The 25,229-nt window shown below is 68.2% G+C and carries 30 protein-coding genes; 13 read left to right on the top strand and 17 right to left on the bottom strand.

Translation table 11 applies throughout. The annotated features are described in order from the left end of the window. Positions 1-28: 28 nt before the first annotated feature. Entirely contained in the window at positions 29-580 is a 552-nt protein-coding gene (locus AC07NI_RS22155; RefSeq protein ID WP_494623139.1) for a hypothetical protein, read from the top strand. Here the strand turns inward: AC07NI_RS22155 and AC07NI_RS22150 are convergent. From AC07NI_RS22150 to AC07NI_RS22130, 5 genes are all read right to left on the bottom strand, one after another. Beyond that, the gene (locus tag AC07NI_RS22150) at positions 577-1,233 is read right to left on the bottom strand and encodes a nicotinate-nucleotide adenylyltransferase (protein ID WP_494623137.1); all 657 of its coding nucleotides are present in this window, start codon (positions 1,231-1,233) and stop codon (positions 577-579) included. The two genes, AC07NI_RS22155 and AC07NI_RS22150, sit on opposite strands and share 4 nt — an antisense overlap. Beyond that, positions 1,199-2,473 carry a glutamate-5-semialdehyde dehydrogenase gene (locus AC07NI_RS22145; RefSeq protein WP_494623135.1) on the bottom strand — a complete coding sequence of 425 codons (1,275 nt, stop codon included), beginning with the start codon at positions 2,471-2,473 and terminating at the stop codon, positions 1,199-1,201. Before AC07NI_RS22145 ends, AC07NI_RS22150 begins: the two co-directional genes overlap by 35 nt. A gap of 406 nt (positions 2,474-2,879) precedes the next feature. After that, on the bottom strand, positions 2,880-3,719 hold the full coding sequence (locus tag AC07NI_RS22140) for an aldo/keto reductase (protein WP_494623133.1): 840 nt from the start codon (positions 3,717-3,719) through the stop codon (positions 2,880-2,882). A gap of 20 nt (positions 3,720-3,739) precedes the next feature. After that, positions 3,740-4,396: a Pr6Pr family membrane protein gene (locus tag AC07NI_RS22135; protein WP_494623131.1), complete on the bottom strand. Its 657-nt coding sequence runs from the start codon at positions 4,394-4,396 to the stop codon at positions 3,740-3,742. Next, positions 4,393-4,743 carry an MmcQ/YjbR family DNA-binding protein gene (locus AC07NI_RS22130; RefSeq protein WP_494623129.1) on the bottom strand — a complete coding sequence of 117 codons (351 nt, stop codon included), beginning with the start codon at positions 4,741-4,743 and terminating at the stop codon, positions 4,393-4,395. Before AC07NI_RS22130 ends, AC07NI_RS22135 begins: the two co-directional genes overlap by 4 nt. 29 nt (positions 4,744-4,772) lie before the next feature. Between AC07NI_RS22130 and AC07NI_RS22125 the strand changes: the two genes are divergently transcribed. Continuing rightward, positions 4,773-5,633 carry an NAD-dependent epimerase/dehydratase family protein gene (locus tag AC07NI_RS22125; RefSeq protein ID WP_494623343.1) on the top strand — a complete coding sequence of 287 codons (861 nt, stop codon included), beginning with the start codon at positions 4,773-4,775 and terminating at the stop codon, positions 5,631-5,633. Here the strand turns inward: AC07NI_RS22125 and AC07NI_RS22120 are convergent. The 5 genes from AC07NI_RS22120 to AC07NI_RS22100 form a co-directional block, all read right to left on the bottom strand. Continuing rightward, positions 5,630-6,163 carry a YkgJ family cysteine cluster protein gene (locus AC07NI_RS22120; RefSeq protein WP_494623127.1) on the bottom strand — a complete coding sequence of 178 codons (534 nt, stop codon included), beginning with the start codon at positions 6,161-6,163 and terminating at the stop codon, positions 5,630-5,632. The genes AC07NI_RS22125 and AC07NI_RS22120 overlap by 4 nt on opposite strands. Beyond that, complete coding sequence (locus tag AC07NI_RS22115) at positions 6,160-6,597, bottom strand: YkgJ family cysteine cluster protein (RefSeq protein WP_494623125.1); 438 nt, start codon at positions 6,595-6,597, stop codon at positions 6,160-6,162. The genes AC07NI_RS22120 and AC07NI_RS22115 overlap by 4 nt, the downstream gene beginning before the upstream one ends. A gap of 73 nt (positions 6,598-6,670) precedes the next feature. Continuing rightward, a complete protein-coding gene (locus tag AC07NI_RS22110; RefSeq protein WP_454713766.1) occupies positions 6,671-7,024 on the bottom strand; it encodes a VOC family protein in 354 nt (117 codons plus the stop codon). A 44-nt stretch (positions 7,025-7,068) separates the two neighbouring features. After that, positions 7,069-7,728, bottom strand: coding sequence for a class I SAM-dependent methyltransferase (locus AC07NI_RS22105; protein WP_494623122.1), 660 nt, complete (start codon positions 7,726-7,728; stop codon positions 7,069-7,071). Between the two features lie 25 nt (positions 7,729-7,753). After that, a complete protein-coding gene (locus AC07NI_RS22100; protein ID WP_494623120.1) occupies positions 7,754-8,698 on the bottom strand; it encodes a fatty acid desaturase family protein in 945 nt (314 codons plus the stop codon). Between the two features lie 67 nt (positions 8,699-8,765). On the opposite strand from AC07NI_RS22100, the gene AC07NI_RS22095 reads away from it, so the two are divergent. Next, on the top strand, positions 8,766-9,116 hold the full coding sequence (locus AC07NI_RS22095) for a lysozyme inhibitor LprI family protein (protein ID WP_494623118.1): 351 nt from the start codon (positions 8,766-8,768) through the stop codon (positions 9,114-9,116). Here AC07NI_RS22095 and ubiA read toward each other — a convergent pair. Beyond that, positions 9,113-10,048 (bottom strand): 4-hydroxybenzoate octaprenyltransferase, encoded by a 936-nt coding sequence (ubiA, locus tag AC07NI_RS22090; protein WP_494623117.1) that lies wholly within the window; start codon positions 10,046-10,048, stop codon positions 9,113-9,115. The genes AC07NI_RS22095 and ubiA overlap by 4 nt on opposite strands. A 134-nt stretch (positions 10,049-10,182) precedes the next feature. Here ubiA and AC07NI_RS22085 point away from each other — a divergent pair, with 134 nt between their 5' ends. Continuing rightward, positions 10,183-10,428 carry a hypothetical protein gene (locus AC07NI_RS22085; protein WP_494623115.1) on the top strand — a complete coding sequence of 82 codons (246 nt, stop codon included), beginning with the start codon at positions 10,183-10,185 and terminating at the stop codon, positions 10,426-10,428. On the opposite strand, the gene AC07NI_RS22080 is transcribed toward AC07NI_RS22085, so the two are convergent. Continuing rightward, entirely contained in the window at positions 10,425-11,051 is a 627-nt protein-coding gene (locus tag AC07NI_RS22080; protein WP_494623113.1) for a cysteine hydrolase family protein, read from the bottom strand. The two genes, AC07NI_RS22085 and AC07NI_RS22080, sit on opposite strands and share 4 nt — an antisense overlap. Before the next feature lie 74 nt (positions 11,052-11,125). On the opposite strand from AC07NI_RS22080, the gene AC07NI_RS22075 reads away from it, so the two are divergent. Beyond that, a complete protein-coding gene (locus AC07NI_RS22075) occupies positions 11,126-11,410 on the top strand; it encodes a DUF454 family protein (protein ID WP_494623111.1) in 285 nt (94 codons plus the stop codon). Between the two features lie 31 nt (positions 11,411-11,441). Continuing rightward, the gene (locus tag AC07NI_RS22070) at positions 11,442-13,235 is read left to right on the top strand and encodes an ABC transporter ATP-binding protein (RefSeq protein WP_494623109.1); all 1,794 of its coding nucleotides are present in this window, start codon (positions 11,442-11,444) and stop codon (positions 13,233-13,235) included. On the opposite strand, the gene AC07NI_RS22065 is transcribed toward AC07NI_RS22070, so the two are convergent. Next, the gene (locus tag AC07NI_RS22065; protein WP_494623107.1) at positions 13,232-15,040 is read right to left on the bottom strand and encodes a DUF4153 domain-containing protein; all 1,809 of its coding nucleotides are present in this window, start codon (positions 15,038-15,040) and stop codon (positions 13,232-13,234) included. The genes AC07NI_RS22070 and AC07NI_RS22065 overlap by 4 nt on opposite strands. A gap of 100 nt (positions 15,041-15,140) precedes the next feature. Between AC07NI_RS22065 and AC07NI_RS22060 the strand changes: the two genes are divergently transcribed. After that, positions 15,141-16,637 carry a S10 family peptidase gene (locus AC07NI_RS22060; RefSeq protein ID WP_494623105.1) on the top strand — a complete coding sequence of 499 codons (1,497 nt, stop codon included), beginning with the start codon at positions 15,141-15,143 and terminating at the stop codon, positions 16,635-16,637. A gap of 65 nt (positions 16,638-16,702) precedes the next feature. Further along, on the top strand, positions 16,703-17,086 hold the full coding sequence (locus AC07NI_RS22055) for an iron chaperone (protein ID WP_494623103.1): 384 nt from the start codon (positions 16,703-16,705) through the stop codon (positions 17,084-17,086). Here the strand turns inward: AC07NI_RS22055 and AC07NI_RS22050 are convergent. Beyond that, on the bottom strand, positions 17,083-17,502 hold the full coding sequence (locus AC07NI_RS22050) for a hypothetical protein (RefSeq protein ID WP_494623101.1): 420 nt from the start codon (positions 17,500-17,502) through the stop codon (positions 17,083-17,085). The genes AC07NI_RS22055 and AC07NI_RS22050 overlap by 4 nt on opposite strands. Before the next feature lie 123 nt (positions 17,503-17,625). Continuing rightward, positions 17,626-18,387 (bottom strand): polyphosphate kinase 2, encoded by a 762-nt coding sequence (ppk2, locus tag AC07NI_RS22045; RefSeq protein WP_494623099.1) that lies wholly within the window; start codon positions 18,385-18,387, stop codon positions 17,626-17,628. Positions 18,388-18,433: 46 nt separating this feature from the next. Here ppk2 and AC07NI_RS22040 point away from each other — a divergent pair, with 46 nt between their 5' ends. From AC07NI_RS22040 to AC07NI_RS22020, 5 genes are all read left to right on the top strand, one after another. Beyond that, the gene (locus tag AC07NI_RS22040) at positions 18,434-19,150 is read left to right on the top strand and encodes a 16S rRNA (uracil(1498)-N(3))-methyltransferase (RefSeq protein ID WP_494623097.1); all 717 of its coding nucleotides are present in this window, start codon (positions 18,434-18,436) and stop codon (positions 19,148-19,150) included. 139 nt (positions 19,151-19,289) lie between these two features. Beyond that, positions 19,290-20,651, top strand: a complete 1,362-nt coding sequence (locus AC07NI_RS22035) for a glutamate--cysteine ligase (protein WP_494623095.1) — start codon at positions 19,290-19,292, stop codon at positions 20,649-20,651. A gap of 165 nt (positions 20,652-20,816) precedes the next feature. Further along, the gene (locus AC07NI_RS22030) at positions 20,817-22,859 is read left to right on the top strand and encodes a TonB-dependent receptor plug domain-containing protein (protein ID WP_494623094.1); all 2,043 of its coding nucleotides are present in this window, start codon (positions 20,817-20,819) and stop codon (positions 22,857-22,859) included. Between the two features lie 11 nt (positions 22,860-22,870). Continuing rightward, positions 22,871-23,395 (top strand): homogentisate 1,2-dioxygenase, encoded by a 525-nt coding sequence (locus tag AC07NI_RS22025; protein ID WP_494623092.1) that lies wholly within the window; start codon positions 22,871-22,873, stop codon positions 23,393-23,395. A 1-nt stretch (position 23,396) separates the two neighbouring features. Continuing rightward, a complete protein-coding gene (locus tag AC07NI_RS22020) occupies positions 23,397-24,377 on the top strand; it encodes a cytochrome-c peroxidase (RefSeq protein WP_494623090.1) in 981 nt (326 codons plus the stop codon). Here AC07NI_RS22020 and AC07NI_RS22015 read toward each other — a convergent pair. Continuing rightward, the gene (locus AC07NI_RS22015) at positions 24,374-24,511 is read right to left on the bottom strand and encodes a hypothetical protein (RefSeq protein ID WP_494623089.1); all 138 of its coding nucleotides are present in this window, start codon (positions 24,509-24,511) and stop codon (positions 24,374-24,376) included. The genes AC07NI_RS22020 and AC07NI_RS22015 overlap by 4 nt on opposite strands. A gap of 56 nt (positions 24,512-24,567) precedes the next feature. Continuing rightward, entirely contained in the window at positions 24,568-25,086 is a 519-nt protein-coding gene (locus AC07NI_RS22010) for a DUF427 domain-containing protein (RefSeq protein ID WP_494623087.1), read from the bottom strand. Positions 25,087-25,229 lie beyond the last annotated feature (143 nt).

Here is a 25,229-nt window from a genome sequence, read left to right as displayed (position 1 = left end):
TCGGAAGCGATCTGAAGCGGGGGCTGGGATGAAGTACGAGGCGGTGCGCGGACCTCGGTTCGTGGTCGATCAGGACGGCGGCGGAGAGATCATCCGCATCCCGGCGCGACGGTCCGTGCCGTTCCTGCTGTTCATATCGGTGTGGTTGGCGGGATGGACGGTGGGCGGCGTGGCGGCCGTCGGCGAGTTCCTGGCCACCCATGAGCCGTTCCTGGCCATCTGGCTGTGTTTCTGGGTCGTCGGCTTGGGCTTCGCCAGTCTGATGATCGTCTGGATGTTGGCCGGCTCCGAAACGCTGCGCGTGATCCACGGCGATCTCGAGAACCGCTGGCGCATCGGGCCCGTGACCTGGCGCAAGCTCTATCAGGGCACGCGCGTCCAGACCCTGAAGCCCGCGCCGCAGCACCCGTTCTTCAGTTCCTTCCGCGTCAGCGCGCCGTTCGGGATCTACGCCCAGTTCGGCGCGGTCCAGTTCGACTATGGCGCCCGGACGGTGCGCCTGGCGCCGGGCCTCGACGAGGCCGAAGCCCGACTGATCGTCGAGCGGTTGCTGAAAGGCCTGCCTAAGACGGCGGCTTAACCTTTGCCCTTCTGCCGCGCCCGCATGGCGGTCGAGGAGGCGAAGTTCAGCGGCCCGGTCAGGTAGACCCAGGCTGGCGCGGTGGCGTCCGGAAGCTTGGCGGCGGCGCTGGCGGGCCAGCGGGCGAAGGCGAAACGGCGGGCGGCCGGCGACGTCCGGGCCTTGAGCGCGATCCACGGGCGGGAGATCACCGCCACCGGTACTTCGCGCATGATCTGGTTCCAGCCGCGCCAGCGGTGGAACGTCGCCAGGCTGTCGGCGCCCATCACCCAGACGAACTTCACGCCGGGATAGCGGGCCCTTAAGACCCGCAGGGTGTCGATGGTGTATTGCGAGCCCAGCCGCGTCTCGGCGTCGGAGACGATCATGCCGCTGCCGTGGGCCTGTACGCGGGCGGCGGCCATGCGTTCGGCCAGGGGCTTGGTCTCGTGCGAGGACTTCAGCGGGTTCTGCGGCGACACCAGCCAGATCACCTTGTCCAGCTCCAGACGGCGCATGGCCGTCTCGGCCACGTGGGCATGGCCCTCGTGCGCCGGGTTGAAGCTGCCGCCGAACAGCCCGACGCGCATCCCCGGCTCCAGGTGGAACCCGAGACGCTGCGCGGAGGGCCGGCCGGCCTCAGGGACGAGTCTGGCCGGTCCCGCGAACCACATATTTGAACGTCGTCAGTTGCTCGGCCCCAACCGGGCCGCGGGCATGAAGCTTGTCGGTGGCGATGCCGATCTCGGCCCCGAAGCCGAATTCGCCGCCGTCGGCGAACTGGGTCGAGGCGTTGACCAGCACGATGGCGCTGTCGACCTCGGCCACGAAGGCGTCGGCGGCCGAGGCGTCCTCGGTGACGATCGCGTCGGTGTGGCCAGAGCCGTAGGTCGCGATGTGCCTGGCCGCGCCGGCCACGCCGTCGACCACGGCTACGGCCAGGATGGGGGCCAGGTATTCGGTGGTCCAGTCCTCGACCGAGGCCTTCTTCATCGTCGGCTCGATGGCGCGGGCGGCGGCGTCGCCGCGCAGTTCGCAGCCGGCCCGGATCAGGGCGTCGGCGATCGGCGGCAGCAAGCGTTCGGCGGCGGCCTTGTCGACCAGCAGGGTCTCGGCCGAACCGCAGACCGACACCCGGCGCAGCTTGGCGTTGACGACGATGTCGACGGCCTTCTTCGGATCAGCGCCCGCGTGGACGAACACGTGGTTGAGGCCTTCCAGGTGGCCCAGCACCGGGGCGCGGGCCTCGGCCTGGACGCGGGCGACCAGACTCTTGCCGCCGCGCGGGATGATCAGGTCGATGGCCTTGTCCAGACCTTGGAGGATCGCGCCGACGGCGGCGCGGTCGGTGGTCTTGACGATCTGGACGGCGGCGGCGGGAAGGCCGGCGGCCTTCAAACCGCGCTCGATGGCGGCGTGGATGGCCAGGTTGGAATGGATGCACTCGGACCCGCCGCGCAGGATCACCGCATTGCCCGAGCGCACGCACAGCGCGGCCGCATCGGCGGTCACGTTCGGGCGGCTCTCATAGATCATGGCGATGACGCCGATCGGGGTGCGCACGCGGCTGATGTCCAGGCCGTTGGGCCGGGTCCAGCGCGAGGTGGCCACGCCTACGGGATCGGCGATGGCCGCGACGGCCTCGACGCCGGCGGCGACGCCTTCCAGGCGCGCCTCGTCCAGCAGCAGCCGCTCCTGCATCGGGGCGGTCAGGCCGTTGGCGCCGGCGCGGGCCAGGTCCTTGGCGTTGGCGGCGAGGATGGCGGCGGCGTCTTCACGGATCGCGGCGGCCATGGCCTGGATGGCGGCGGTGCGCTGCTCTGGCGTGGCGAGACGAAGCGCATGCGCGCCCTCGCGGGCCGTCCGGCCCATCCCCGCCATGATCGCCTGCAAGCTGGCGCCCGCGTCGTCCATCGTCCCTGTCCCTGGTAAGTTATGCTCAGGTTGAGGCTTACCTAGGCGCTTTCAGGGCAGGATGAAACCGGGTTCGTCTGAAAACGGATGGAGTTTGTCTGGGTGAGCCGGGCGGGATCGCCCTCCGACCAAGGTCGGCTTTCAATCCCTCCGTCTATCGTCGAGCGATCGCCGTCTGGGCCGCAGGATGAAAATCCCCACCAAGAATATCCCTGCAAGCGCCCACAGGCCACAGATGGGCGCCATCTGTGATGGGTGACGAACGCCCCCAAAAGCGGCGATCACATAGGTCATGCCGCCAGCGACGAACACCGTGATTGGAAACGCGAAGAGCAAGATCACTCTAAGAACGTCGCGTATCCAATCTGGCATGCTGGCGGCTCCTCCGACTTTTTAGGCCTCGCGCCTACTCCGCGTCCCAGCTGTACTTCTTGTCCAGCCAATCCCCCAGCCGCCCATCCGGACGCGCCAGGGCGTGGATGCGGGTCATCTCGTCGTCGGACAGGTTGAAGTCGAGGATGTCGAAGTTTTCCTCAATGCGCGCCGGGTTCTTGGTGCGCGGGATGGCGATGATCCCCTGCTGGATGATCCAGCGCAGGGTGACCTGGCCGGGTGTCTTGCCGTGAGCCTTGCCGATCGCGACCAGTTCGGCGTCATCGGCGACCTTGCCCTGGGCCAGCGGCGACCAGGCGGTGATCGAGGTCCCCAGGGCGTCGGCCTTGGCCTTCAGGGTCTTCAGCGACAGGTAGGGGTGGTACTCGACCTGGTCGTTGGCGATCGGGGCGTCCGACAGTTCGGCGGCCTCGGTCAGCAGGGTCGAGGGGAAGTTCGACAGGCCGATGGCGCGGGTCAGGCCCTTGGCCTGGACCTCGTTCAGGGCCTTCAGGGTCTCGGCCAGCGGCACGTCGGGCTTGGGCCAATGCAGCAGCAGCAGGTCGACATGATCGACGCCCAGCTTCTCCAGGCTCTTCTCGGCCGAGCGCTGCAGGTCGCCGTCGTGGAACTGGTCGATCCAGACCTTGGTGGTCAGGAAGATCTCATCACGCTTGACGGCGCTGTTCTTGATGGCCGCGCCGACGTCGCGCTCGTTGCCGTAGATCTGGGCGGTGTCGATGTGGCGGTAGCCGACCTCCAGGGCCTTCTCGACCAGCGGCACGGCGGTGCCGTTTTCCAGCTGCCAGGTGCCGAAACCGAGGGCGGGCATCAGGACGTCGCCCGAGCGGATGGCGGGAACGAGCTTGGACATGGGGACTCCGGAAATAGCGATCAGGCGGATATGGGGGCGGGTCGCTTCAGCGCCACCTTGGTGCGAACGCGTAAGAGCAACACGAAGACCACGGCGACGACGGCGAAGGCCAGGCTCATCTCGACCATGGTCAGGACCACGGCGGGATAGCCACGCTTGGCGACGTTCATGAAGGGGTACGGATAGAAGCCCGACAGCGCGCCGTGGACCAGGGTCCAGACGCCAAACAGGGCCGGGAAGGCCATGGCCTTGGCGGCCGCGATCCAGCGCGCCGGGCCTTGGCCGCCTCGGAGCGCGAGGTCGATCAGGTAAGCGGCCGGGACGATCGTGTGCAGGATGGTGTCGGAGACCAGCCGCAGGCCCTGGGGATGCCACTGCCAAGCCAGCATGGTGTGATAGACCACGGCGGTGATGGTCAGGTAGGTCGCGAGCGAGGCGCGGGGACCGCTCTCTTCGGCCCAGTTGGCGAAGCGGCTGTTGGGGGCGACCAGCGGCGCGGCGAGCGCGGCGGCGGCCAGCATGTTCGACAGGATCGTGAAGTAGCTGAAGAACTCGACCGATTTGACGGCGGCCGAGACCAGGGTCTCGTCGTAGACCATCAGGCCGTACTGCAGGGCGGGGCCCAGGCAGGCGATGGCGGCGATCAGGATGCGCCAAATGGCGAGCGAGCCTTTCATGCGTGTGTCTCGTCCCAGGCTTTCAAGATCTTCTTCGGCGCGGTCGCCCGCCACTGCCGGGTGACCAACCGCTCGACCGTGCCCGGATGGACGCCGACCAGGCGGACCAGGACATAGGGGTAGTTCCGGAAGTGGTCGGTGACGTGGAACACGTCCGGCTCGGCCTCGATCAGTATCTCGCGCTCGTCGAACGGCACGGCGGGGCAGACCAGGCTCTCGCCGTCCTCGAACAGGCGGGTCAGGAACTTGCCGTGCGCCTTCAGGCAGGGCCGGCCGTAGCTGGTCCCGTCCTCGACGCCGGGCAGGCGTAAAGCGAAGCTTCTCACGTCTTCGTAAGTCATGGGCAACCTCTCGGAAGCACGACTATATGTTGGGTATGGATACCGAGAACACCCTGAAGACGCCGGTGCTTGTACTGGGCGCGACCAGCCTGATCGGCGGCCACCTGCTGGCCCTGCTCAAGGCCGAGGACCTGGACCCGACGGCCTTCAGCCGCCGGCCGCCGACCGAGGAGACCTGCTGGATCGGCGGCGACCTGAAGGACGCCGATCTGGACGAGCGCCTGCCGGTGGCCGCGACGGTGTTCTCGCTGTCGCCGATCTGGCTGCTGCCGTCCGTTTTGCCGAGCCTGAAGGCGCGCGGCATGGAGCGCCTGATCGCGTTTTCCTCGACCAGCCGGTTCACCAAGACCGACTCCCCGGACGCCGGCGAACGGGCGGTGGCGCTGGAGCTGGCGGGGGCCGAGGCGGCTGTCGAAAAGTGGTGCGCCGAGCACGGCGTCGCCTGGACCATCCTGCGGCCGACCCTGATCTATGACGAGGGCCACGACGAGAACGTCAGCCGCATCGCCCGCCTTATCCGCCGCTTCCACGTCATGCCGCTGTCGGGTGACGGAGCCGGTCTGCGCCAGCCGGTCCATGCCAAGGACCTGGCGGCCGGAGCCCTGGCGGCGGCTCACGCGCCGGCGACACGCAACCAAGCCTACGACATGGTGGGCGGCGAGACGGTGACCTATCGCCTGATGGTCGACCGCATCTTCGAAGGCTTGGGCAAGCACCCGCGCAGTCTCGCCATGCCGACCTGGCTGTTTGCTTTGATCATGCGCCTGGCCAAGCCGTTCTATCCCGGCGCGACCGTCGCCATGGGCGCGCGGATGGGCCAGGACCTGACCTTCGACAGCTCGGCGGCGATGCGGGACTTCGGCTGGAGCCCGCGCAAGTTCAACCCGCGCTTCTAGTCCGCGTCGGCCAGCACCATGGCGAACGGGACCAGGCCGCCGTCGCGCTCGGCGTAGCCGCTGACCAGCTTGCGGTCGGGCGCCAGGACGCCCAGGTCGATCTCCTCGGTCGGGAACACCACGATGCGGCGGTCGCCGATGCAGATCACCAGCTCGTAGCCGTCCATGGCCCGGCGCGACATGTTCTTGATGTAGGAATAGTACGGCTCGCGCCGCCAGCTTGCGGGCTTGCCGGCGTCGACGACGACGTTCAGGCGCTTGCCGTCGCGGTCGGTGTACATCACGAAGCCGGCCTTGTCGGGCCGCCAGGCGTCGCCCAGCTTCTCGGACGTGATCCACAGGCACATGAAGCCCCGGCAGGCGACCGGGCGCAGCTCGTAATTGCCGCAGCCGCCGCCCTTCCTGAAATGCGAGCACCAGACGCCGTCGGCCTTGTCCAGGGCCTCGATGGCCAGCACCTTGCAGCACAGGCCGCACGAGCCGCAGGTCTTGCCCGGCGCGGGCTGGGCGTAGAGCGCGGTGTCGGTCATGCGGCGAAGGTCCGGACGAGGCCAAGGTCGATGTCGCGGTCGGGACGGATCTCGAAGCCGCGCTGGCCGACCAGCACGTTCAGCGTCAGGCCGTCGGCGGCGCCGCGTGCGGCCCAGGCTCGCAGGGTGGCGTGATAGGGCGCCTTGCGCCAAGCCTCGGGACTGGCCGGATCGACCTCGACCACCATGCGCTGGCCCTGGTCCTCACGGTGCAGGATGAACCGCGCCCGGTCGGGCCGCCACTCGTCCCCCAGGCCTTCGCTCTTGAGCCAGTAGCAGGCGAAGTCGGCGCAGGCCGTCGGGCGATCGGCATAGATCGCGCAGCCCGCGCCCTTCCGGAAATGGCCGCACCAGGCGTGCGGCGGCTTCTGCAAAGCTTCCACGCCCATCAGCTTGCAGCACATGCCGCAGCCGCCGCAGCTCTTGTCCGCCATGACCACCCCAATAGTCAGGAGACGGATAGTGCGAAACTTGTGTGACGGTTTGATGGGGTGGGCGGCGTAGCCGTTACTCGACCCCCGTCGCGCTCCAGACGCCCAGCTCGTTGCCGGACGGGTCGGTGAAGTGGAAGCGGCGGCCGCCGGGGAAGCTGAAGATCGGAGCGGTGATCACGCCGCCGGCCTTGGTCACCTTGTCCAGCATGGCTTCCAGGTCATTGGCGTAGAGGATCACCAGCGGACGGTCGGTCGCGCCTTCCTGCGGCTTGGTGAACCCGCCGTCGGCGCCCTGGCCCTCGAAGGCGACATAGTCGGGACCGTAGTCGACGAAGCTCCAGCCGAAGGCGGCCGAATAGAAGCTCTTGGTCGCCGGCAGGTCGCCGCCCGGCCATTCGATATAGTCGATCTTGCCGTCTTCACGCATAGCGCGCTCCTCAAACGATGTTCTCTAATTGTTCTATTTCGCCGTCACGGCAGAGTCCAGACGCTCGTGCGCTTGACGGCGAAGTCCTCGAGCTCGCGGGTGGTCTCGACCTGGTACTCGGCCAGCTTCACCAGGTCGTCCTTGCGAAAATAGGTGCGGCCCGGATCGCCGATGAACACGCTAGAGCCGCTGGCCCGGCCCTGCCGCAGCCAGTCCATCACCGCCTCGGCCATGGGCTTCTCGTAGCAGATGTCGCCGGCCAGCAGCACGTCGGCGGCCGGCGGCGGGGCGTCTAGCAGGTTGACGTCGGTGAAGCTGACCGCGACGCCGTTGGCCTCGGCGTTCAGGCCGACGGCCGCCTCGCAGAAGACGTCGATATCGGCCGCCAGCACGCTGGCCGCGCCGGCCTTCATCGCCGCGATGGCGACGATGCCCGAGCCGGTGGCGAAGTCGATCACCCGCTTGCCGGCGACGGTTTCGGGGTTGTCCAGAATGTAGCGCGCCAGGGCCTGGCCGCCCGCCCAGGCGAAGGCCCAGAACGGCGGCGGCAGGCCGATCTCCTCCAGAGCTTCCTCGGTCAGCTTCCAGATCGGGGTGATCTCGTCGGCCAGATGCAGCGACAGCTCCGGCGCGTGCGGCGTCGGCTGGAAGCGCGTGTTGTCGCGGATGAAGGCGCGGCGGCCTTCCAGGGTCTGGACGATCATGCGGCGCTTAGAGCACGCGAAGGGTCTAGGCGGCGACCGGTTTGCTCGAGGCGGCCTTCAGCACGGTCAGATAGCCCGGCGCGGTCAGCATGCCGGACGTCAGGCCCTTCTGCTCCAGCAGCCGGTGGGCCATCGGCAGGTTCCAGCACGGGGTGTGCATGAACATGTGGTGCTCGGCGTGGAAATTGACGTGGTAGGGCGCGATCAGGGCGCGCTCGATCCAGTTGGCGCTGGTGGTGCGGGCGTGGCGGAACGGGTCCGGCTCGTCCTTGGCCACCAGGGCGTGCTCGGCGATGTTGCGCAGGCGGGTGACCAGTGGGAACCAGGTCGCCATCGGTACGATCCACAGCGCCAGCCAGGCCCACCACAGGCCGAGGGCCGACAGCACGATCAGGATGCCGAGGTTCCACAGCAGGAACGGCTTCTGTCGGGCGATCTCGCCGGCGAAGATCGCGCCCTTGGGTTGGTCGCCCCTCATCTTGCCGAGCAGCGGGCCGAAACGCTGCTTGAAGAAGGTCTGGCCCGTCAGGTCGCGGATGATCTTGCGTTGCAAGCTCGCCCGCGTGGTCGGGAAGGGCGCGGACAGGATCAGGTCCGGATCCTCGGCCTGTTGGGCGTACTTGTGATGGGTCAGGTGATAGGGGCGGTAGCTGGCCAGCGAGGCGCCCGTCGGGGCCGCGCACAGCCATTCGCCCAGCCAGTCATTGACCTTGAGGTTCGGGTGCAGCCCGCCGTGGGCGGCCTCGTGCATCAGGATCGCTAGGCCCAGCTGGCGCGCGCCGATCAGCATCACGGCCAGGACGTAGGTCAGCGGGTTGGGGAAGAAGACGAACAGCGCCCCGGCGCCGACGATCACCGCCCAGGCGTGGGCGACCATGGCGATCCCGCGCCAGGAGGAGCGCGCGGAAATCCGCGTCCATTCGTCGGGCGTGAACAGGTCCTGCGGCTTGACGCGAGGGGCTACGGCCATGGAACGATCATCGCACATTCAGCTTAGGCCTGACAGGATGACCCGACGTCACATTTGGAGGCCGCCCATGCGCCGACTGATCCCCGCTCTCGTTCTGACCGCCGTCTGCGCTGCTGTCGCCGCCCCGGCCAGCGCCGCCAGCTTCGACTGCCGCAAGGCTCGGAGCTCGGACGAGAAGGCGATCTGCGCCAACCGCGACCTCAACGACCAGGACGTGCGGATGGACCAGCTCTACGGCATCACCCGCCACCTGGTGCCGATGGGCGGGCGCGGCGCGATCATGGACGACCAGCGCGCGTGGTTGCAGTCGCGCAAGGCCTGCGGCGGTAATCAGTCTTGCCTGACCCGCAGCTACGACAACCGCATCCGTCAGCTGAACACGGTCATGGACCGCGTCTACAGCCAGGGTCCGTTTTAGAATCTGACGCCGGGCTTCCACAGCCCGGCGACCAGCCCGGCGAAGACGATCAGGCCGGCGATGGCGTTGGACTTGAAGAGCTTCAGCGCGCCCGGGCCGTCGTCGATGCGGACGGCGGCCGCCTGGCGCGACAGGTGTAGGGCGAAGAACGCCGCCAGCGGCAGGAACAGCGGCCCGATATTGCCGACCCAGCCGGCCGCGACCACGCAGGCGAATGACGCCAGATAGAACCCCGCCACGCCGATCTGGACGTGATCGCCCAGGCGTCGGGTCGAGGACTTGATGCCCGCCAGGGCGTCGTCCTCGATGTCCTGGATCGCGTAGATCGTGTCGTAGCCCAGGGTCCAGAAGATGCCCGCCGCGTAGAGCAGGGCGGCCGACCACGACAGGTGATGAGTGGCGGCGGCGTAGCCCAGCAGGGCGCCCCAGTTGAAGGTCAGGCCCAGCCAAGCCTGCGGCCACCAGGTGATGCGCTTCATGAACGGATAGCCGGCCACCAGGCCCAGCGACAGCACGCCGAGGCCGATCGCCACCCAGCCCAGGGTCAGCAGGATCAACAGGCTGACCAGACTGCAACCGATCAGGAACAGCCAGGCCTGCTTGACGGTGATCAGCCCGGCCGGGATCGGGCGCATGGCGGTGCGGGCGACCTGGGCGTCGAAGTCTCGGTCGACGATGTCGTTGAACGCGCAGCCGGCCGCCCGCATCAGGGCCGCGCCGATGAACACCGCCAGCAGCAGCAGCGGATTGGGCCAGCGGCCCTGTTCGGCGGCGGCGAGGGCGATGCCTTGCCAGCCGGGCAGCATCAGCAGCCAGATCCCCGCCGGCCGGTCGAACCGGCCCAGCTTCAGCCACGGCCGCAAGCGCTCGGGCGCATGGCGGTCGACCCAGTTGGTGGCGACGGCGTCGGGGAGGATGGTCGTAGCGCTCATGGGGCGAGGCTTAACCCGCGCTGCGAAAGGCGTCCTATAGGGAAGATCGATCCTGTCGAGAAAAACGATCAATTGGATTTGTGAGGCCTGAGCGGCGAAGGTCTTCCTGCAAGCCATTCGCAGGAGCCACCGCCATGACCACCGCCGCCATTCGTCTCTCCGGCTGGAGCCTGCTGATCGCCGGCGTCGGGGCCGGGATCGTCCTGCCGCACCCGGTGACCACCCGCCTGTGGACCGCCGCCGGCAAGCTGTTCGCGCTGTCCGGCGACCACGGCATGGTCGCGCGCCTGACCTCGGCCACCAAGTTCGGCCCGAAGATCCGCCGCGGCCTGAACACCCGCCCGCCGCGCCGCGTCGGCGGTGTGGCGGAGGCGTTCTAGGTCAGCGCCCCGAGGGCCGAGACCACCTCCGCGCTCGTGACGATCGCATGGGCGTAGGTCGGGCCGTTGATGTCGTGGGCTGCGTGCAGGGCCTCATCCGAGAACGCGGCCGTGGCGTCGCGGACCAGGGTCACGTGATAGCCCAGTTCCGAGGCCGAGCGGCCGGTGCCCTCGACGCAGGTGTTGGCGGCCAGGCCGATCAGGACCAGATGCGTGGCCCCGCGCTGCTTCAGCCGCATGTCGAGGTCGGTGCCGGAAAAGCCGCTGGACCAGTGCTCGCCGACGATGACATCGCCGGGCTGCGGGGCGAAGTCCGGATGCCACTCGCCGCCCCAGCCGCCCTTCTCGAACACGAGACCCCGGGCGCTGGCCTGGATGTAGGGATTGGGATGGGCCCAGGTGTCGAGATCGCCGGGCGCGTAGCGGTGGTGGGGCACGACATAGACCGTGACCTCGGCCGCGCGGGCGGCGGCGATCACCGCCTTCATGTGGTCGTGCAGGCCTTCAGCGCCCTTGGTCGCGGCCACGCGGCGCCACAGCTTGCCCTCGTCGGCCAGGAAGTCGTTGTAGGGATCGATCAGCAGCAGGGCGGTGCGGCCCTTGGGCAGGACGAGATCGGTCATCGCGGGCTCCTACGGGGTTTGAACGATCCTGCGCCCGCGCTAGCGTTGCTTATTGAACCGCTGTGACCTTGCTCATGACCCCTGAACCCGTCCGCAAGCCGCGCCGACAGCTGACCCGCTTCGAGCGCTGGGCGCTGGACGGGCTGGGCGGTGCGCTGCTGGCGACCGGAGCGGTGGGCATCGTCACGCCGGGCATGCCGACCACGGTGTTCTGGATCGGCGCGGTGCTGTGCTTCCTGAAGACCCGGCCCCACGCCGTGCGGCCGATGCTGCGGGTGCCCGTGGTCGGGCCCGCGATCCGCTGGTTCCTGCGCTGGCGGCCGTTCGGCGGCGGGCGCAAGCGGCGCCGGAAGGGCTGACTAAGGGGCGGGAAAGCACTATCTCCCCGCCATGACCGACGCTTTCGAGGATGAAGACGAGATCGGCGCCCGCAAGCGCGCGCTGTCGAACCGCCAGGTGCTGGGCTTCGTGGCCCGGTTCTGGAAGCGGCGGCCGGTGCTGTTCGGCCTCGGCGTCACCCTGACCCTGTTGGCGATCGCCTTCGATCTGGCGCTGCCCTACGCCTCGGGCCATCTCGTCGACACCGTCACCAGCAAGCCGCGCGGCGACGCCGGGGCCTGGCAGGCGCTGGGGGTGTTCGTCGGCGTCTATTTCGCCTTCGCGGTGATCCGCAACATCGCCCACCGGTTCTGGATCCCGCTGGCGGCCCGGAACATGGAGGAGATGACCAACGAGGGCTTCGCCAAGGTGCAGGCCTTCTCGTCGGACTGGCACGCCGACAGCTTCGCCGGCGCGACGGTGCGCAAGCTGACCCGGGCCATGTGGGGCTATGACAGCGTCACCGACGCGGTGACCATCTGGCTGGGGCCGGGGATCATCGTGCTGGTCGGGCTGTCGATCGGCATGCTGCTGCGCCAACCGCTGGCCGGCGCGGTCTCGCTGATCGTGGTCGTCGCCTATCTGTCGGTGAACCTGTGGATCACCGAGCGCTATGTGCGGCCCAGCAACCTGCGCTCCAACGCCCTGGACTCGCAGATCGGCGGGGCCCTGGCCGATGCGGTGACCTCCAACCCGACCGTGAAGAGCTTCGGCGCCGAGCAGCGCGAGGCCGCGCGTTTGGCCGAAGTCACCGCCGCCTGGCGCGAAGCGGTGATGGTCACTTGGAACCGCTTCACCGACGTCTGGTTGGGCCAGAACCTGCTGCTGGTGGTGCTGCAGGCCGGCCTGACGGGCTCGATGGTCTGGGGCTGGGCGAAGGGCACCGCCACGCCCGGCGACGTCGCCTTCGCCATCACCGCCTTCATGCTGATGAGCGGCTACCTGCGGAACCTGGGCGAGAACATCCGCATGCTGCAGAAGGGCATCGACGACACCGAGGACGTGGCGGCCTGGACCACCCTGGCCCCGCAGATCGCCGACGCGCCGGGCGCGCCGGACTTCCAGCCGGGCGCGGGCAGCATCGAGTTCAAGGACGTGACCTTCCGCTACAAGGCGGCCGGCGCGCCGCTGTACGACCACTTCTCCCTGAAGATCGCGCCCGGCGAGCGGGTGGCGCTGGTCGGGCCGACGGGCTCGGGCAAGTCGACCTTCGTCAAGCTGGTCCAGCGGCTGCACGACCTGCAGGACGGGGCGATCGTCATCGACGGCCAGGACGTCTCGGCGGTCACCCAGGCGTCCCTGCGCCGCGCCATCGCGGTGGTGCCGCAGGACCCCGCCCTGTTCCACCGCTCGCTCTATGAGAACATCGCCTACGGCAAGCCCGGTGCGACCCGCGAGGAGGTCGAGGCGGCGGCCAAGAAGGCCCGCGCCCACGACTTCATCCTGCGCCTGCCCAAGGGCTACGACACCCTGGTCGGCGAGCGGGGCATCAAGCTGTCGGGCGGCGAGCGCCAGCGCGTGGCCATCGCCCGCGCCTTCCTGACCGATGCGCCGATCCTGGTGCTGGACGAGGCGACGTCGTCGCTGGACGTCGAGACCGAGGGGCAGGTCCAGGCCGCCGCCGAGGCGCTGATGGAGGGCCGCACGACGATCGTCATCGCTCACCGCCTGTCGACCGTGCGCGGCGCCGACCGGATCCTCGTGTTCCAGAAGGGCCGCGTCGTCGAGGAAGGTCGCCACGCCGAACTGACCGCCAAGGGCGGGGTCTATGCGCGGTTGAACGCGATCAGCGCGGGCGTGGTCTAGAAGGGTGCTTTGCTGAACGGGCCTTGCCCGACGGGCGTCAGGACATGGAGCTTGGGCCCCGTTTTCTTGTCGTCGCCGGGACAGCCCTCGTTGATCGGCTCGATCGGCAGGGTCTTGTCGCCGATGACCAGATCACGGTGCGGTCGCGGCTCGGCCATCTTCACCTGACCGGCCTTCAGCGCGGGTTCCAGATCGCCGACGCCGCAGACCGTGGACGTACGGGCGAACCGCGACCAGCGGCCGTCCGCCTGCCGGTAGATGTCCAGACCGTAGAACGAGTCCCCGAGCAGAACCTCGTCGGTTCCGTCGCTGTCGACATCAAGCAGCACGGCCTGGCAGGTCTTGCCGGACCGCATGCAGTCCGAGGTCGGGTCGTCGCCCCAGACCTGGTTGACGAAGCTGTCGGGCAGCTTGGCGCCGGCGGGATAGACGACGGTCCTGGAGAGGTCGGGCTTGGCGGGTTCGGGCAGGGGGCGGCTCGATTGTGCGGCCATGAAGCCGGCCGGCTTGGCGATCTTGGCGTCCGTGTGCTTGGCCAGTCGCGCCAGGGCGTCGCGGCCATAGCGGCCGGTCTCGAAGCGCAGGAAAGCGAAGTCGAACTTCTCTGGCGTGACCTTGCCGGCCTCCAGCCGCTTGACCTGGCTGGCCACCGACAGCCGCGCTGGATCCGCGATCGGCGTGAACAGCGCTATCAGCAGCAGCACCGAGATGGCGGCCATGATCAGGTTGGTCGGCTCCAGGGTCTTCATCCACGCGCCGGGCTTCAGCGCGGCCAGCGCGTAGCCGATGGTGAAGCCGACCGCGACCACCAGATAGGCCGTGGCGAACACCCGGTCGGAGGTGAGGCCATACTGGTCGATCCGCAGCCACAGGGCGTAGGCGGCCAGGACGACGATCGGGATCAGCAGCAGGCCCGCCGCGCGGGCGGCCCACTGGGGAATGGCGTGCGGCGGCTCGACGCCGTCCTGATAGGCGGCGTTGACCAGGATGATCAGGGCCGCGGCGGCGGCCAGCAGCAGGGCGGTGGCGGCCTTGGTGCCCCACAGCGGGGCCAGACCCGTGAAGGGCAGGGTGGCCAGGAAGCCGGCGGCGATCACCACCATCAGCGGCGACAGCCAGGCCAGCAGGGTCAGGCCGACGGTGCGGACGCCTCGGACGAGGCCGGCGCGGGCCTCGGTCAGCTGCACGGCCATGTGGACGGCGGCGGCGAACATCAGGCCGGTGGCCGGGAAGGCGAAGGCCGTCTCGCCGATCAGCTTCTGGATCGCCTCGATGCCGACCAGCTTGAACAGCGCCCCGGCCAGGAACAGCAGCAGCCAGAAGGCCCCGGTGAAGGCCAGCGACAGGAACAGCCGGATCAGGTTGGTGAAGGCCAGATCGAAATAGTCGGCATAGGGCGCGACGGGCTTGCGGGCCGCGTCGGCGGGCTGGACCAGGTGGTGGGCGATGAACAGCAGGGCGGCCACGGCGATGAAGATCGGCGGCGACAGCGGCCCCGCGCCCAGGCGATCGGGCTCGGCTCCGGTCCAGGCGGCGTGGACGGCCAGGATCGCCGCCAGGCCGGCGGCGACGGCGGTCCAGAGGATCAGGGATTGGCGCCGCATGGCCGACAGCGCCGCCAGCGGCAGCAGCGGGACCATCAGCGCGCAGACCAGCAGCGGCGCGTAGAGCATGGGGACCGTCGCCGGCCAGGCCTTCGACTCGTCGGCCTTCTGCAGCAGGAACAGCACGATGCCCTGGGCCAGGCCAATGGCCAGGCGCGTCGCGGCCGTCCTGCGCGTTGTCGCGGCGTCGGTCGTGGTCATCCGGCGTCTCTCCCTATTTCGAGCAGGACGACATACCCGCACGCGGTTGTGAAGCTTCTCCGCTTGGCTTAGCAATTTCACCCTCTTTGGAGGGGTTAGTATGAAACAGAGTTTCCGGGCCGGCGTTGCGGCCCTTTTCGCGGTGACGATGCTGAGCGGCGTTCCCGCCCTGGCGCAGGAGAAGGGCGGCGACAAGCCGGCCGCCGAGGCCAAGTCCGACCTGCCGCCGCTGCCGGCCGACAAGTCGGTGCAGCAGTCGGCGACGATCGGCGGCAAGGTCGTCAACTACACCGCGACCGTCGGCGTGCTGCCGGTGCGTGACGAAAAGGGCAAGAAGGTTGCCGAGGTGGTCTACACCTCGTACATCGTCAACGGCCCGCGCGATCCGAACCGTCCGATCACGGTGGCCTTCAACGGCGGCCCCGGCGCGGCCTCGGTCTATCTGAACTTCGCCCTGGGTCCCAAGCGCGTGCAGTTCGGCGCCGAAGGCGACAGCCCCTCGTCGTTCACCAAGCTGGAAGACAATCCGTCCAGCTGGCTCGATTTCACCGACATGGTCTTCATCGATCCGGTCGGCACCGGCTTCTCGCGCTCGCTGGTGAGCGAAGAGGAGACCAAGAAGCGCTTCTATGGCGTGAAGCAGGACATCGACTATCTGTCGCGCATCGTCTTCGACTACCTGGTCAAGACCGAGCGCCTGGCCTCGCCCAAGTACCTGGTCGGCGAAAGCTACGGCGGCTTCCGCGGCCCGCGTCTGGCCTATGAGCTGCAGACGGACCTGGGCGTCGCCGTGAAGGGCGTCGTGCTGGTCTCGCCGCTGCTGTCCAGCGCCGGCCGCGCCAGCCAGGAAGTCTCGCCGCTGCCGGCCATGTGGACCCTGCCGTCCATCGCCGCCGCCAAGCTGGAGCGCGACGGCAAGCTGTCGGCCGACAGCATCAAGGCCGTCGAGGACTACACGCGCGGCGAATACATGGTCGACCTGATGAAGGGTTCGGACCCCGCCGCCCTGGATCGCCTGACGACCAAGGTCTCGGCCATGACCGGCCTGTCGCCGGAATATGTCCGTCGCGCCGGCGGCCGTCTGGAGACCCAGTCGTTCCTGCGTGAAGTGTTCCGCGACAAGGGCCGTCTCGGCAGCCGCTACGACAGCAACGTCACCTCGCTGGACCCCTTCCCGAACGCTCCGGAGCAGGAGGTCAACGACCCGATCCTCGACGCGATCATCGCGCCGACGACCAGCGCCATCGTCGACTTCACCACCCGCATCGTCGGCTGGAAGCCGGAAGCCCGCTACGAGGCCCTGTCGGGCACCGTCAACCGCCTGTGGGATCGCGGTCGCGGCCAGGACACCGAGTCGGTCACCGACCTGCGCAAGGCCGTCTCGGTCGACCCGAAGCTGAAGGTGCTGATCGTGCACGGCTATAACGACCTGTCGTGCCCGTTCTTCGCCTCGCGCCTGATCGTCGACGCCATCCCGGCGACGGCGGGTGGTCGCGTGACGCTGTCCAACTACCCGGGCGGCCACATGTTCTACAGCCGCCCCGACAGCGGCGCCGCGTTCCGCAAGGACGTCATGGCGCTGTACGGCGCGAAGTAAGAAACGGTGATGTCGGCGGGAGGCCGTCCCGGACGTCCTTGAGGTCAAAGATCGAGGAACGACCGATGATGAAGCCCCCCGCCGCGTCCATCGACGACTATCTGTCCAAGCTGCCCGCCGACCAGCGGGCGGCGTTGGAAACCATCCGCGGCCAGATTCGCGCGCAGATTCCTGAGGCCGAGGAAGCGATCAGCTACGGCCTGCCGACGTTCAAGCTCAGCGGCAACCTCGTGCACTTCGGCGCGGCCGCCAAGCACTGCGCCTTCTATCCGGGCGGGGTGGTCAGCCAGTTCGCCGAGCGGCTGGCCGGCTTCGAGACCGCCAAGGGCACGATCCGCTTCCAGCCGGACGCACCGCTGCCGCCGGACCTGATCCACGACATCGTCGCCGCGCGCGTCGTCCAGAACCTGGAGATCGCCGCCGAGCGCGCGGCGCGGAAGACGTCCTAACGTCGAAGCTTGCTGTAGGGCACGAACTCGCCCAGGCCGACATAGGCGACGGGGCGGGGCGAGACGGCTCCGCTCATCGAAAAGAACAGGGAGAGGTCGTCCTGGCGGCACAGTTTGGTGTTTACACCGCGTCGGGTGACCATTTCGTCGCGCTTCAGCACCTCGGCGCCGGAAGCAGGCCGGTTCACGTACAGCTCGCCACTGGGCATCCGATAGACCAGCGCCGTCTTGTCGATGATCTCGATGGCGGAGGCGTTGCGAATGTCGAGACAATCGACGGGCTTACCGGCCTCGCGACCTTCGATCACCTTGGCCAGGCTGCGCTCGCCCTTTGCTTCGGCAGGCTCACCGGCGAAGGCGCTCGAGGCCGCCGCGAGAACCGTGATGGCAATCAAACCCTGAAGCCCTGAACGCATGTGTATCGCTCCTCTTCCGCTACCGAGGCTGGCGAGACCGCCACCCGTGGAACCTCAGCTTCATCCCTTTGAGCGCGGAGGTCAACTGAAGCGAGCGTGCATGTACCTAGGGTGGAGGTGGGGCTACCGCGCCAGCCGCCCGTCCTCCAGCGCCGCCGGCTCGAACGAGAAGATCACGCTCGGATCGGGCTTGGCCACGCCCTTGATCAGCTTCTTGTCGCCGGCCGCGTGCAGCAGCCAGCGGATGACGTTGAGCCGCGCGGCCTTCTTGTGGTCGGCGCGGACGCAGATCCACGGCGAGACGTCGCTGTGGGTGCGCATGAACATCTCGTCGCGGGCCTTGGTGTAGTCGTCCCACTTGTCCTGGGCGACCTTGTCCAGATCGCTGGTCTTGAAGGCCTTCAGCGGGTCCTCGCGGCGGGCCTTCAGGCGCTCGGCCTGCTCGTCGCGGCCGATGTCGAGCCAGAACTTGACGTAGCGCAGGCCGTTCTCGACCAGCATCCGCTCGAAGGCCGGTACGTCGCGCAGGAACTGCTCCTGCTGCTCCGGCGTCGAGAAGCCCATCACCCGCTCGACGCCGGCCCGGTTGTACCAGGAGCGGTTGAAGATCACCGCCTCGCCGCAGGCCGGCAGGTAGTCGACATAGCGCTGGAAGTACCACTCGCTGCGCTCGCGCTCGGTCGGCTTGGGCAAAGCCACGACCGTGGTGGCGCGCTTGGACAGGTGCTCGGTGACCCGGGCGATCGTGCCGTCCTTGCCGGCGGAGTCGCGGCCCTCGAAGATCACCAGGATCTTGTCGCCGTCCTTGATCGCCTTCTTCTGCAACGCGATCAGGGCGAGCTGCAGTTGCATCAGTTCGTTGTCGTAGTCGTCGGACTTGCTCATGCGTCGAGCCTACCCCCGGAAACGGGAGTTGCGCTAGAAGGACGAAATGATCCGTCTCTTCGTCCCCAACGACCTCTCCGCCGGCGCCGGCGTCGTGCCCACCGTCGACCAGTCGCGCTACCTGACCTCGGTCATGCGCCTGGGCGTCGGGGCCGAGCTGCTGCTGTTCAACGGCAAGCACGGCGAGTGGCGCGCGACCATCATCGAGTCGACCAAGCGCGGCTGCCTGTTGAAGGCGGAAGAGCAGGTCCGGCCGATGGAATTCGGACCCGACCTCGACCTGATCATCGCCATGGTCAAGCGCAGCCGGGTCGAGACCATCGTCGAGAAGGCCGCCGAGCTGGGCGCGCGCCGGGTGCGGCTGACCATGACCCGCCGCACCAATGTCGACTTCGTCAAGCTGGGCCGCCTGGACGCCATCGCCATGGAGGCCGCCGAGCAGACCGGCCGCCTGGACGTGCCCGAGGTCGCCGATCCCGAGAAGCTGGACAAGATTCTCGACGCCTGGGACCCGGCCCGGCGCCTGGTGTTCTGCGACGAGGGCGGAGACGCCAGGCCGATGATCGAGGCGCTGGCGGGGACGAGCGGTCCGGCCGCCATCCTGATCGGTCCCGAGGGCGGGTTCGCGCCGGAGGAACGCGGGCGCCTGCGCGGGCTTTCCTTCGTCACGCCGGTGTCCCTGGGCCCGCGCATCCTGCGCGCCGACACGGCCGCCATCTCGGCGATGACGCTGTGGCAGGCGGCGGCCGGCGACTGGCGTTGAAGATTTATGCTCAAGGTGACCCCTTGAGGTTCGCAAAGAAAACGCCCAACTGGGCGTGACCGATTAGTATCGCCGTCGGCGGAGAGGTTTTAAGTCTCTCTCCTCCCGCAGCATCATTCCCTGGGGAGGGGCGGCTTGCATGGCCGACACCGCTAGCGTCCAAGAGCGCCAACTGACGCTCGCCGACCTGACCGACTATTTCGCCAAGGGCAGCAAGCCCAAGGAAGCGTTCCGCGTCGGCGCCGAGCACGAGAAGTTCGGCTTCTATCTCGGTTCGAACACGCCTGTTCCGTACGAAGGCGACAAGGGCGTCCACGCCCTGCTGACCGGCCTGCAACGCTTCGGCTGGAAGCCCGTCATGGAAGGCGAGGTCATCATCGGCCTGGAGCGCAATGGCGCCAATGTCAGCCTGGAGCCGGGCGGCCAGTTCGAGCTGTCGGGCGCGCCGCTGGCGACCATGCACGACATCTGCGACGAGACCGGCCAGCACCTGGACGAGGTCAAGACCGTCGCCGACGAGCTGGGTCTCGGTTTCCTGGGCCTGGGTTTCTCGCCTCTGTGGACGCGCGGCGAAGTGCCGATCATGCCCAAGGGCCGGTACGTGATCATGCGCAACTACATGCCCAAGGTCGGCGGCCTGGGCCTGGACATGATGCTGCGCACCTGCACGGTGCAGGCCAATCTCGACTTCTCCAGCGAAGCCGACATGGTCGCCAAGTTCCGCATGAGCCTGGCCCTGCAGCCGATCGCCACGGCGCTGTTCGCCAATTCTCCGTTCACGGAAGGCAAGCCCAACGGCTTCCTGTCGGCCCGCGCCAATGTCTGGACCGACACCGATCCGAACCGCACGGGCCTGCTCGACTTCGTGTTCGAGGACGGTTTCGATTTCGAGCGCTACGCCCGCTACTCGCTCGACGTGCCGATGTATTTCGTCAAGCGCGGCGACAAGTATATCGACGTCGCCGGCCGGTCGTTCCGCGACTTCATCGAGGGCAAGCTGCCCGAGCTGCCGGGCGAGATCGCCACGATCAAGGACTTCGCCGACCACACGACCACGGCCTTCCCGGAAGTCCGCCTGAAGACCTATCTGGAAATGCGCGGCGCCGACGCCGGCCCGTGGAGCCGCCTGTGCGCCCTGCCGGCGCTGTGGACCGGTGTGTTCTATGACGACGCGGCGCTCGCGGCGGCCTGGGACCTCTGCAAGGACTGGACGATCGAGGACCGCGAGGGCCTGCGCCGCGACGTGCCGAAGCTGGGTCTGAAGGCTCGAGTCGCCGGCCGCTCCGTCCAGGACGTCGCCAAGGACTTCGTGGCCATCGCCAAGGCGGGCCTGAAGAACCGCGCCCAGATCAACGGCGGCTTCCTCGACGAGACCATCTATCTCGGCGAGCTGGAGCAGATCGCCGACAGCGGCGTCACCCCGGCCGAACGCTTGCTCTCGCTCTACAACGGCGAATGGCAGGGCGACATCAGCCGCGTTTTCACCGACTGCGCTTACTAGCCCTATCCGCTCATCCCCGCGAAAGCGGGGACCCAAGCTGACTTTCCGCCTCGCAAATTGGCCAGCGCCGCAGGGATCCCCGCTTTCGCGGGGAAGAGCGGTGTTTTGGGTCGCTTGGTTGCGTGGCGGTCGTTATGTAGCATGACTGCATAACGAGGGGTCTCCATGCTGTTTCGATCGGTCTTGCTCGCCGGCTCCCTGCTGGCCGGCGTCGCCCACGCCCAAACCGCCAAGACCGAGAGCGACGTCTACGCCCTGGGCGAGGTGCGGGTCACAGCGCGGACCAGCGACGGCGGCCTGGCCGGCGGGGCGGTGGTCAAGGGCGAGGACCTGCGCAAGTTCGACAAGGTCAGCGTCGACCAGGCCCTGGACCTGATCCCGGGTACAAACGCCGGCAACAGCGGCGGCTCGCGCAATGAGCGGCTGGTGTTCATCCGCGGTTTCGACCGTTTCCAGACCACCCTGTCGATCGACGGCGTGCGGGTGTTCCTGCCGGCCGACAACCGCATCGACTTCGCCCGTTTCCTCACCGCCGACCTGTCCGAAGTGCAGGTCTCCAAGGGCTATGTCTCGGTGCTGGACGGCCCCGGGGGCATCGGCGGGGCCATCAACCTCGTGACCCGCACGCCCTCGGCCCCGTTCGAGGGGGAGGTGCGGCTGGGCGGCGGCTTCGACGCCGACGGCTCGCTGAACAGCACGGCGGTCTCGGGCCGCATCGGCGGTCGCACCGAGCACTTCTACGCCCAGCTTTCCGGCGCGCGGAACGAGCGCACCCACTGGGCCCTGCCGGACGGCTATCGTCCGACCACGCTGGAGAACGGCGGCTATCGCGACCACTCCGACAGCGAGGACTGGCGGGTCAACGCCAAGGTCGGCTTCACCCCGCGCGAGGGCGACGACTATTCGCTGACCTTCACGCGCCAGGAAGGCTCGAAGAACGCGCCGTTCCACGTCACCGACACGGCCAGCACCCGCTACTGGACCTGGCCCTACTGGAACATCGACAGCGTCGCCCTGCTGACCCGCACCCAGATCGCCGAGCACGCTTACTTAAAGACCCGCTTCTACCGGAACACCTTCGAGAACGGCCTGTTCTCGTACGACAACGCCCGCCAGAACACCCAGACCCTGGGACGGGCCTTCCGGTCCTATTACGATGACGTTGCCTATGGCGGGAACGTCGAGCTGGGCTTCGAGCTGAACGCCAGCAACACCCTCAAGGCCTCGGCCTTCTATCGCCGCGACGAGCACGTCGAGTGGCAGACGTCCTATGCCCCGCCGCTGACCGAGCCGAAGCAGACCACGACCGAGGACACCACCTCGATCGCCATCGAGGACACCCAGCGGTTCGGCCCGAACGTCGACCTGGTGGTCGGCGTCTCGCGCGATCATCGCGATCTGTCGATGGCCCAGGACTTCAACACCAATGTCCTGGTGTCCTACCCGCTGACCAGCGACAGCGCCTGGAACGGCCAGGCGGCGCTGATCTGGCGGCCGACGGCGACCGGCCAGCTGCATGCCAGCGTCTCCTCGCGCATGCGCTTCCCGACCCTGTTCGAGCGCTTCTCCTCGCGGTTCGGCACGGCGATCCCCAACCCCAACATCGGGCCCGAGCGGGCGGTGAACTACGAGGTCGGCGGTCGCGTCGACGTCACGCCGGCCGTCTCGGTCGAGGGAGCGGTGTTCTACAGCGACGTCCGCGACGCCCTGATCTCGATCCCCGTCGCCCTGGGCGCGCCGTTCGGCACGGTCAGCCAGACCCGCAATGTCGGCGACGGCGAATATTACGGGGCCGAGGCCTCGGTGACGGCCAAGGTCACGCAAGGGCTGACCCTGGGCGGCAACTACACCTATCTGCATCGCGACTTCACCGACCCGACCAACGCAGCCTTCCGGCCGCAGGGCGTGCCGACCCACAAGCTGTTCGCCTATGCCGACTGGCAAGTCGTGGACCGCCTGACCCTGACGCCCAGCGTCGAGGCCGCCTCCAAGCGCTGGACGGTGACGTCGAGCAGCCTGATCACGCCGATCCGCTACTATCGCACCGGCGCCTACGTCTTGGTCGGGCTGACGGCGCGGGTCGAGGTGACGCCGAAGATCGACGTCATCGTCGGGGCCCGTAACCTGCTGGACCAGAAGTACCAGCTGGTCGATGGTTTCCCCGAGGAAGGCCGCAGCTTCCGCACCGACCTGCGGGTCAAGTTCTAGGAGCGTCCGCCATGCGTCTTGCCCTTCTCCTCGCCGCTCTGGCCCTGCCGGTCGCCGCCAATGCTCAGATGGCCCCGACCACGCCGGCGCCGGCCTGCGCCGAGATGGACCAGCAGTTCCCGCCTGAACTCCTGACCTGGCCGGACAAGGCTGAGCTGACCGCCGCCACGGGCGTGTCGGGTCTCGACAAGGCGGTGCTGGCGCCGGGCAAGGCCTATCTCGCCAACCTGCCCGCGACGCCGGACGTCACCTATGTCGTCCAGCCCGAGAAGCCGGGCGGCACGGTCAGCCGAGGTGGGATCTTCGCGGTCGATATCGCCACGGCCGGTTCGTACGTCATCGCCCTGGGCTCGGCCGCATGGATCGACGTGCTGAAGGGCGACGCCGCTCAGCGCTCGACGAGCCACGGCCGAGGGCCGGCCTGTACGTCCGTGCGCAAGATGGTGACCTTCGACCTGCAGCCGGGCCGCTATGTCGTGCAGATCTCGGCCAATGCCGAGCCGACCCTGCCGATCATGATCGCGCCCAAGCCCTGACATGACCCTGGGGGCGGCGAGCAAGGTGCTGGGGCTGATCGCGGCCCTGTGCCTGGCCGCCGCCTTCACGCCGGGCCTGGCCGAGCGATCGGCCTCCGACGTCCGCGTCGAGCTGGGCCGGCGCCTGTTCTACGACGCCGACCTCTCCGTCGACGGGACCATGGCCTGCGCCACCTGCCACGAGCAGCATCACGGCTTCACCGACGGCAACGCCACGCATCCTGGTGTCCATGGCGATCCGGGGCGGCGCAACGTCCAGACCCTGGCCAATGTCGGGACCTTCGCCAGCCTGACCTGGGGCGATCCACGCGTTCGCAGGCTGGAGGATCAGGCCCTGATCCCGATCGCCGGCAAGACCCCGGTCGAGATGGGCTTCGGCGGCCAGGAGAAGGTTCTGGAGGACCGCATCGGCGGCCGCGCCTGCTATCGCAAGCTGTTCGCCGCCGCGTTTCCGGGCGAGGCGGTCAGCATGACGACCATCACCAAGGCCTTGGCCGCCTTCCAGCGGACGATGGTGTCGCGCGACGCGCCCTATGACCGGAAAATGCGCGGCGAGGCGGTCGATACGTCGATCGAAGCAGGGCGAGGCGAGAAGCTGTTCTTTGGCAAGGCGGCCTGCGCGACCTGCCACGCGGCGCCGGACTTCACGGACGCCGCCGGCCCCGACGCCTTCCATCGCATCGACCTGCCGTTCTCCGGCGATCAGGGGCTGGGCGAGATCACGGGCAAGGCCGCCGACAAGGGCCGCTTCCGCACGCCGTCGCTGCGCAACGTTGCGATTAGCGCGCCTTATCTGCACGACGGCTCGGCGCGCACCCTGGCGGGCGCGATCCGCCGGCATCGTGAGGCGACGAAGCTGAAGGACGGCGAGGTTGAGGACCTGGTCGCGTTCCTGCGCACGCTGACCGACGACCGCTTCGTCGCCGATCCGCGCTTTGCGCTGCCGAAGGCCTCGTGCGAGGCCGCCGCGGCCGCGCTCTAGACGATCGCGCGCACGATCGCGATGACGCCGACCCACAGGCCGACGGTCGCCGCGAGCGCGAAGAGCCGGCCCCAGGCGAGGCGGCGAATGGGGTTGGTCGCGTGAACAGCCCGATCGTACGAGATATAGGCCATGGTTTCCTCCGCGCCCCTCTGACGGGGGCTAGGCCGCAAGGTCACGCTCCCAACGGTTAACGTGGGCTTAAGGGCTGGTCGACGTCGTGCTCGATCCGGTCAGGATCGGGCATGTCCACGTTCGGCGGCCAGTGCTCGGCCTGGCTGCGGCCCGAACCGCTGTCGGTATGACGGACCACCTCGTCGACATTGAGGGCGTCCGCCTCGGCGCTCGTGCGCTCGCCCAGCTGGAACTCGACATGCTCGGGATAGAAGGCCACGCGGTTGCCGATCTGGCCGACCGACGGATACGGGTCCTCGTAGGACCACACGGCGTTCTCGACGACCTTGGCGTCGCGATAGATGGTGAAGTAGCTGGCGTCGCCCTTGTAGGGGCAGTGGGTCACCTTTTCGGTCCGGCGCAGGAACAGCATCTGCACGTCGTCGCGCGGGAAGTAATAGACCGGCGGATAGCTGGCCTCCTTGAGCACTAGCACGTCGTCGCTGTCGGCGATCTCGTGGCCCTCGAACAGCACCCGGACCGTGGTCGGAGCGCGGCTGAGGGTGATCGGATGGCTTTCGTCGGGGATCTTCATGGCGGGCTCCCGTCCGTAAAAAGGGTTCGCTGAAGCAAACGCGCGGGGCGTCCGCGAGGCTCCAGAAGCAAACATGGGTCCGTTTACGTCAGCGGCAAGCCGTTGCTTGTGAAACCCACGCCCGCGTGATCTTCTCCCCGCCA

It is taken from the genome of Caulobacter sp. GW821-FHT10E02 (assembly GCF_059415225.1).
This window is presented reverse-complemented; position numbering and strand designations above follow the sequence as displayed.

Bases quoted from the DNA above. Each gene is read 5' to 3' on its own strand.
- AC07NI_RS22095 (WP_494623118.1), top strand. From the start codon at position 8,766: ATGCGCCGACTGATCCCCGCTCTCGTTCTGACCGCCGTCTGCGCTGCT.
- AC07NI_RS22125 (WP_494623343.1), top strand. From the start codon at position 4,773: ATGGATACCGAGAACACCCTGAAGACGCCGGTGCTTGTACTGGGCGCG.
- AC07NI_RS22015 (WP_494623089.1), bottom strand. From the start codon at position 24,511: ATGGCCTATATCTCGTACGATCGGGCTGTTCACGCGACCAACCCCATT.
- AC07NI_RS22065 (WP_494623107.1), bottom strand. From the start codon at position 15,040: ATGACCACGACCGACGCCGCGACAACGCGCAGGACGGCCGCGACGCGC.
- AC07NI_RS22020 (WP_494623090.1), top strand. From the start codon at position 23,397: ATGACCCTGGGGGCGGCGAGCAAGGTGCTGGGGCTGATCGCGGCCCTG.
- AC07NI_RS22150 (WP_494623137.1), bottom strand. From the start codon at position 1,233: ATGTGGTTCGCGGGACCGGCCAGACTCGTCCCTGAGGCCGGCCGGCCC.
- AC07NI_RS22145 (WP_494623135.1), bottom strand. From the start codon at position 2,473: ATGGACGACGCGGGCGCCAGCTTGCAGGCGATCATGGCGGGGATGGGC.
- AC07NI_RS22060 (WP_494623105.1), top strand. From the start codon at position 15,141: ATGAAACAGAGTTTCCGGGCCGGCGTTGCGGCCCTTTTCGCGGTGACG.
- ubiA (WP_494623117.1), bottom strand. From the start codon at position 10,048: ATGAGCGCTACGACCATCCTCCCCGACGCCGTCGCCACCAACTGGGTC.
- AC07NI_RS22105 (WP_494623122.1), bottom strand. From the start codon at position 7,728: ATGATCGTCCAGACCCTGGAAGGCCGCCGCGCCTTCATCCGCGACAAC.
- AC07NI_RS22080 (WP_494623113.1), bottom strand. From the start codon at position 11,051: ATGACCGATCTCGTCCTGCCCAAGGGCCGCACCGCCCTGCTGCTGATC.
- AC07NI_RS22135 (WP_494623131.1), bottom strand. From the start codon at position 4,396: ATGAAAGGCTCGCTCGCCATTTGGCGCATCCTGATCGCCGCCATCGCC.
- AC07NI_RS22110 (WP_454713766.1), bottom strand. From the start codon at position 7,024: ATGCGTGAAGACGGCAAGATCGACTATATCGAATGGCCGGGCGGCGAC.
- AC07NI_RS22010 (WP_494623087.1), bottom strand. From the start codon at position 25,086: ATGAAGATCCCCGACGAAAGCCATCCGATCACCCTCAGCCGCGCTCCG.
- AC07NI_RS22055 (WP_494623103.1), top strand. From the start codon at position 16,703: ATGATGAAGCCCCCCGCCGCGTCCATCGACGACTATCTGTCCAAGCTG.
- AC07NI_RS22100 (WP_494623120.1), bottom strand. From the start codon at position 8,698: ATGGCCGTAGCCCCTCGCGTCAAGCCGCAGGACCTGTTCACGCCCGAC.
- AC07NI_RS22070 (WP_494623109.1), top strand. From the start codon at position 11,442: ATGACCGACGCTTTCGAGGATGAAGACGAGATCGGCGCCCGCAAGCGC.
- AC07NI_RS22035 (WP_494623095.1), top strand. From the start codon at position 19,290: ATGGCCGACACCGCTAGCGTCCAAGAGCGCCAACTGACGCTCGCCGAC.
- AC07NI_RS22120 (WP_494623127.1), bottom strand. From the start codon at position 6,163: ATGACCGACACCGCGCTCTACGCCCAGCCCGCGCCGGGCAAGACCTGC.
- AC07NI_RS22115 (WP_494623125.1), bottom strand. From the start codon at position 6,597: ATGGCGGACAAGAGCTGCGGCGGCTGCGGCATGTGCTGCAAGCTGATG.
- AC07NI_RS22140 (WP_494623133.1), bottom strand. From the start codon at position 3,719: ATGTCCAAGCTCGTTCCCGCCATCCGCTCGGGCGACGTCCTGATGCCC.
- AC07NI_RS22075 (WP_494623111.1), top strand. From the start codon at position 11,126: ATGACCCCTGAACCCGTCCGCAAGCCGCGCCGACAGCTGACCCGCTTC.
- AC07NI_RS22030 (WP_494623094.1), top strand. From the start codon at position 20,817: ATGCTGTTTCGATCGGTCTTGCTCGCCGGCTCCCTGCTGGCCGGCGTC.
- AC07NI_RS22085 (WP_494623115.1), top strand. From the start codon at position 10,183: ATGACCACCGCCGCCATTCGTCTCTCCGGCTGGAGCCTGCTGATCGCC.
- ppk2 (WP_494623099.1), bottom strand. From the start codon at position 18,387: ATGAGCAAGTCCGACGACTACGACAACGAACTGATGCAACTGCAGCTC.
- AC07NI_RS22040 (WP_494623097.1), top strand. From the start codon at position 18,434: ATGATCCGTCTCTTCGTCCCCAACGACCTCTCCGCCGGCGCCGGCGTC.
- AC07NI_RS22025 (WP_494623092.1), top strand. From the start codon at position 22,871: ATGCGTCTTGCCCTTCTCCTCGCCGCTCTGGCCCTGCCGGTCGCCGCC.
- AC07NI_RS22050 (WP_494623101.1), bottom strand. From the start codon at position 17,502: ATGCGTTCAGGGCTTCAGGGTTTGATTGCCATCACGGTTCTCGCGGCG.
- AC07NI_RS22155 (WP_494623139.1), top strand. From the start codon at position 29: ATGAAGTACGAGGCGGTGCGCGGACCTCGGTTCGTGGTCGATCAGGAC.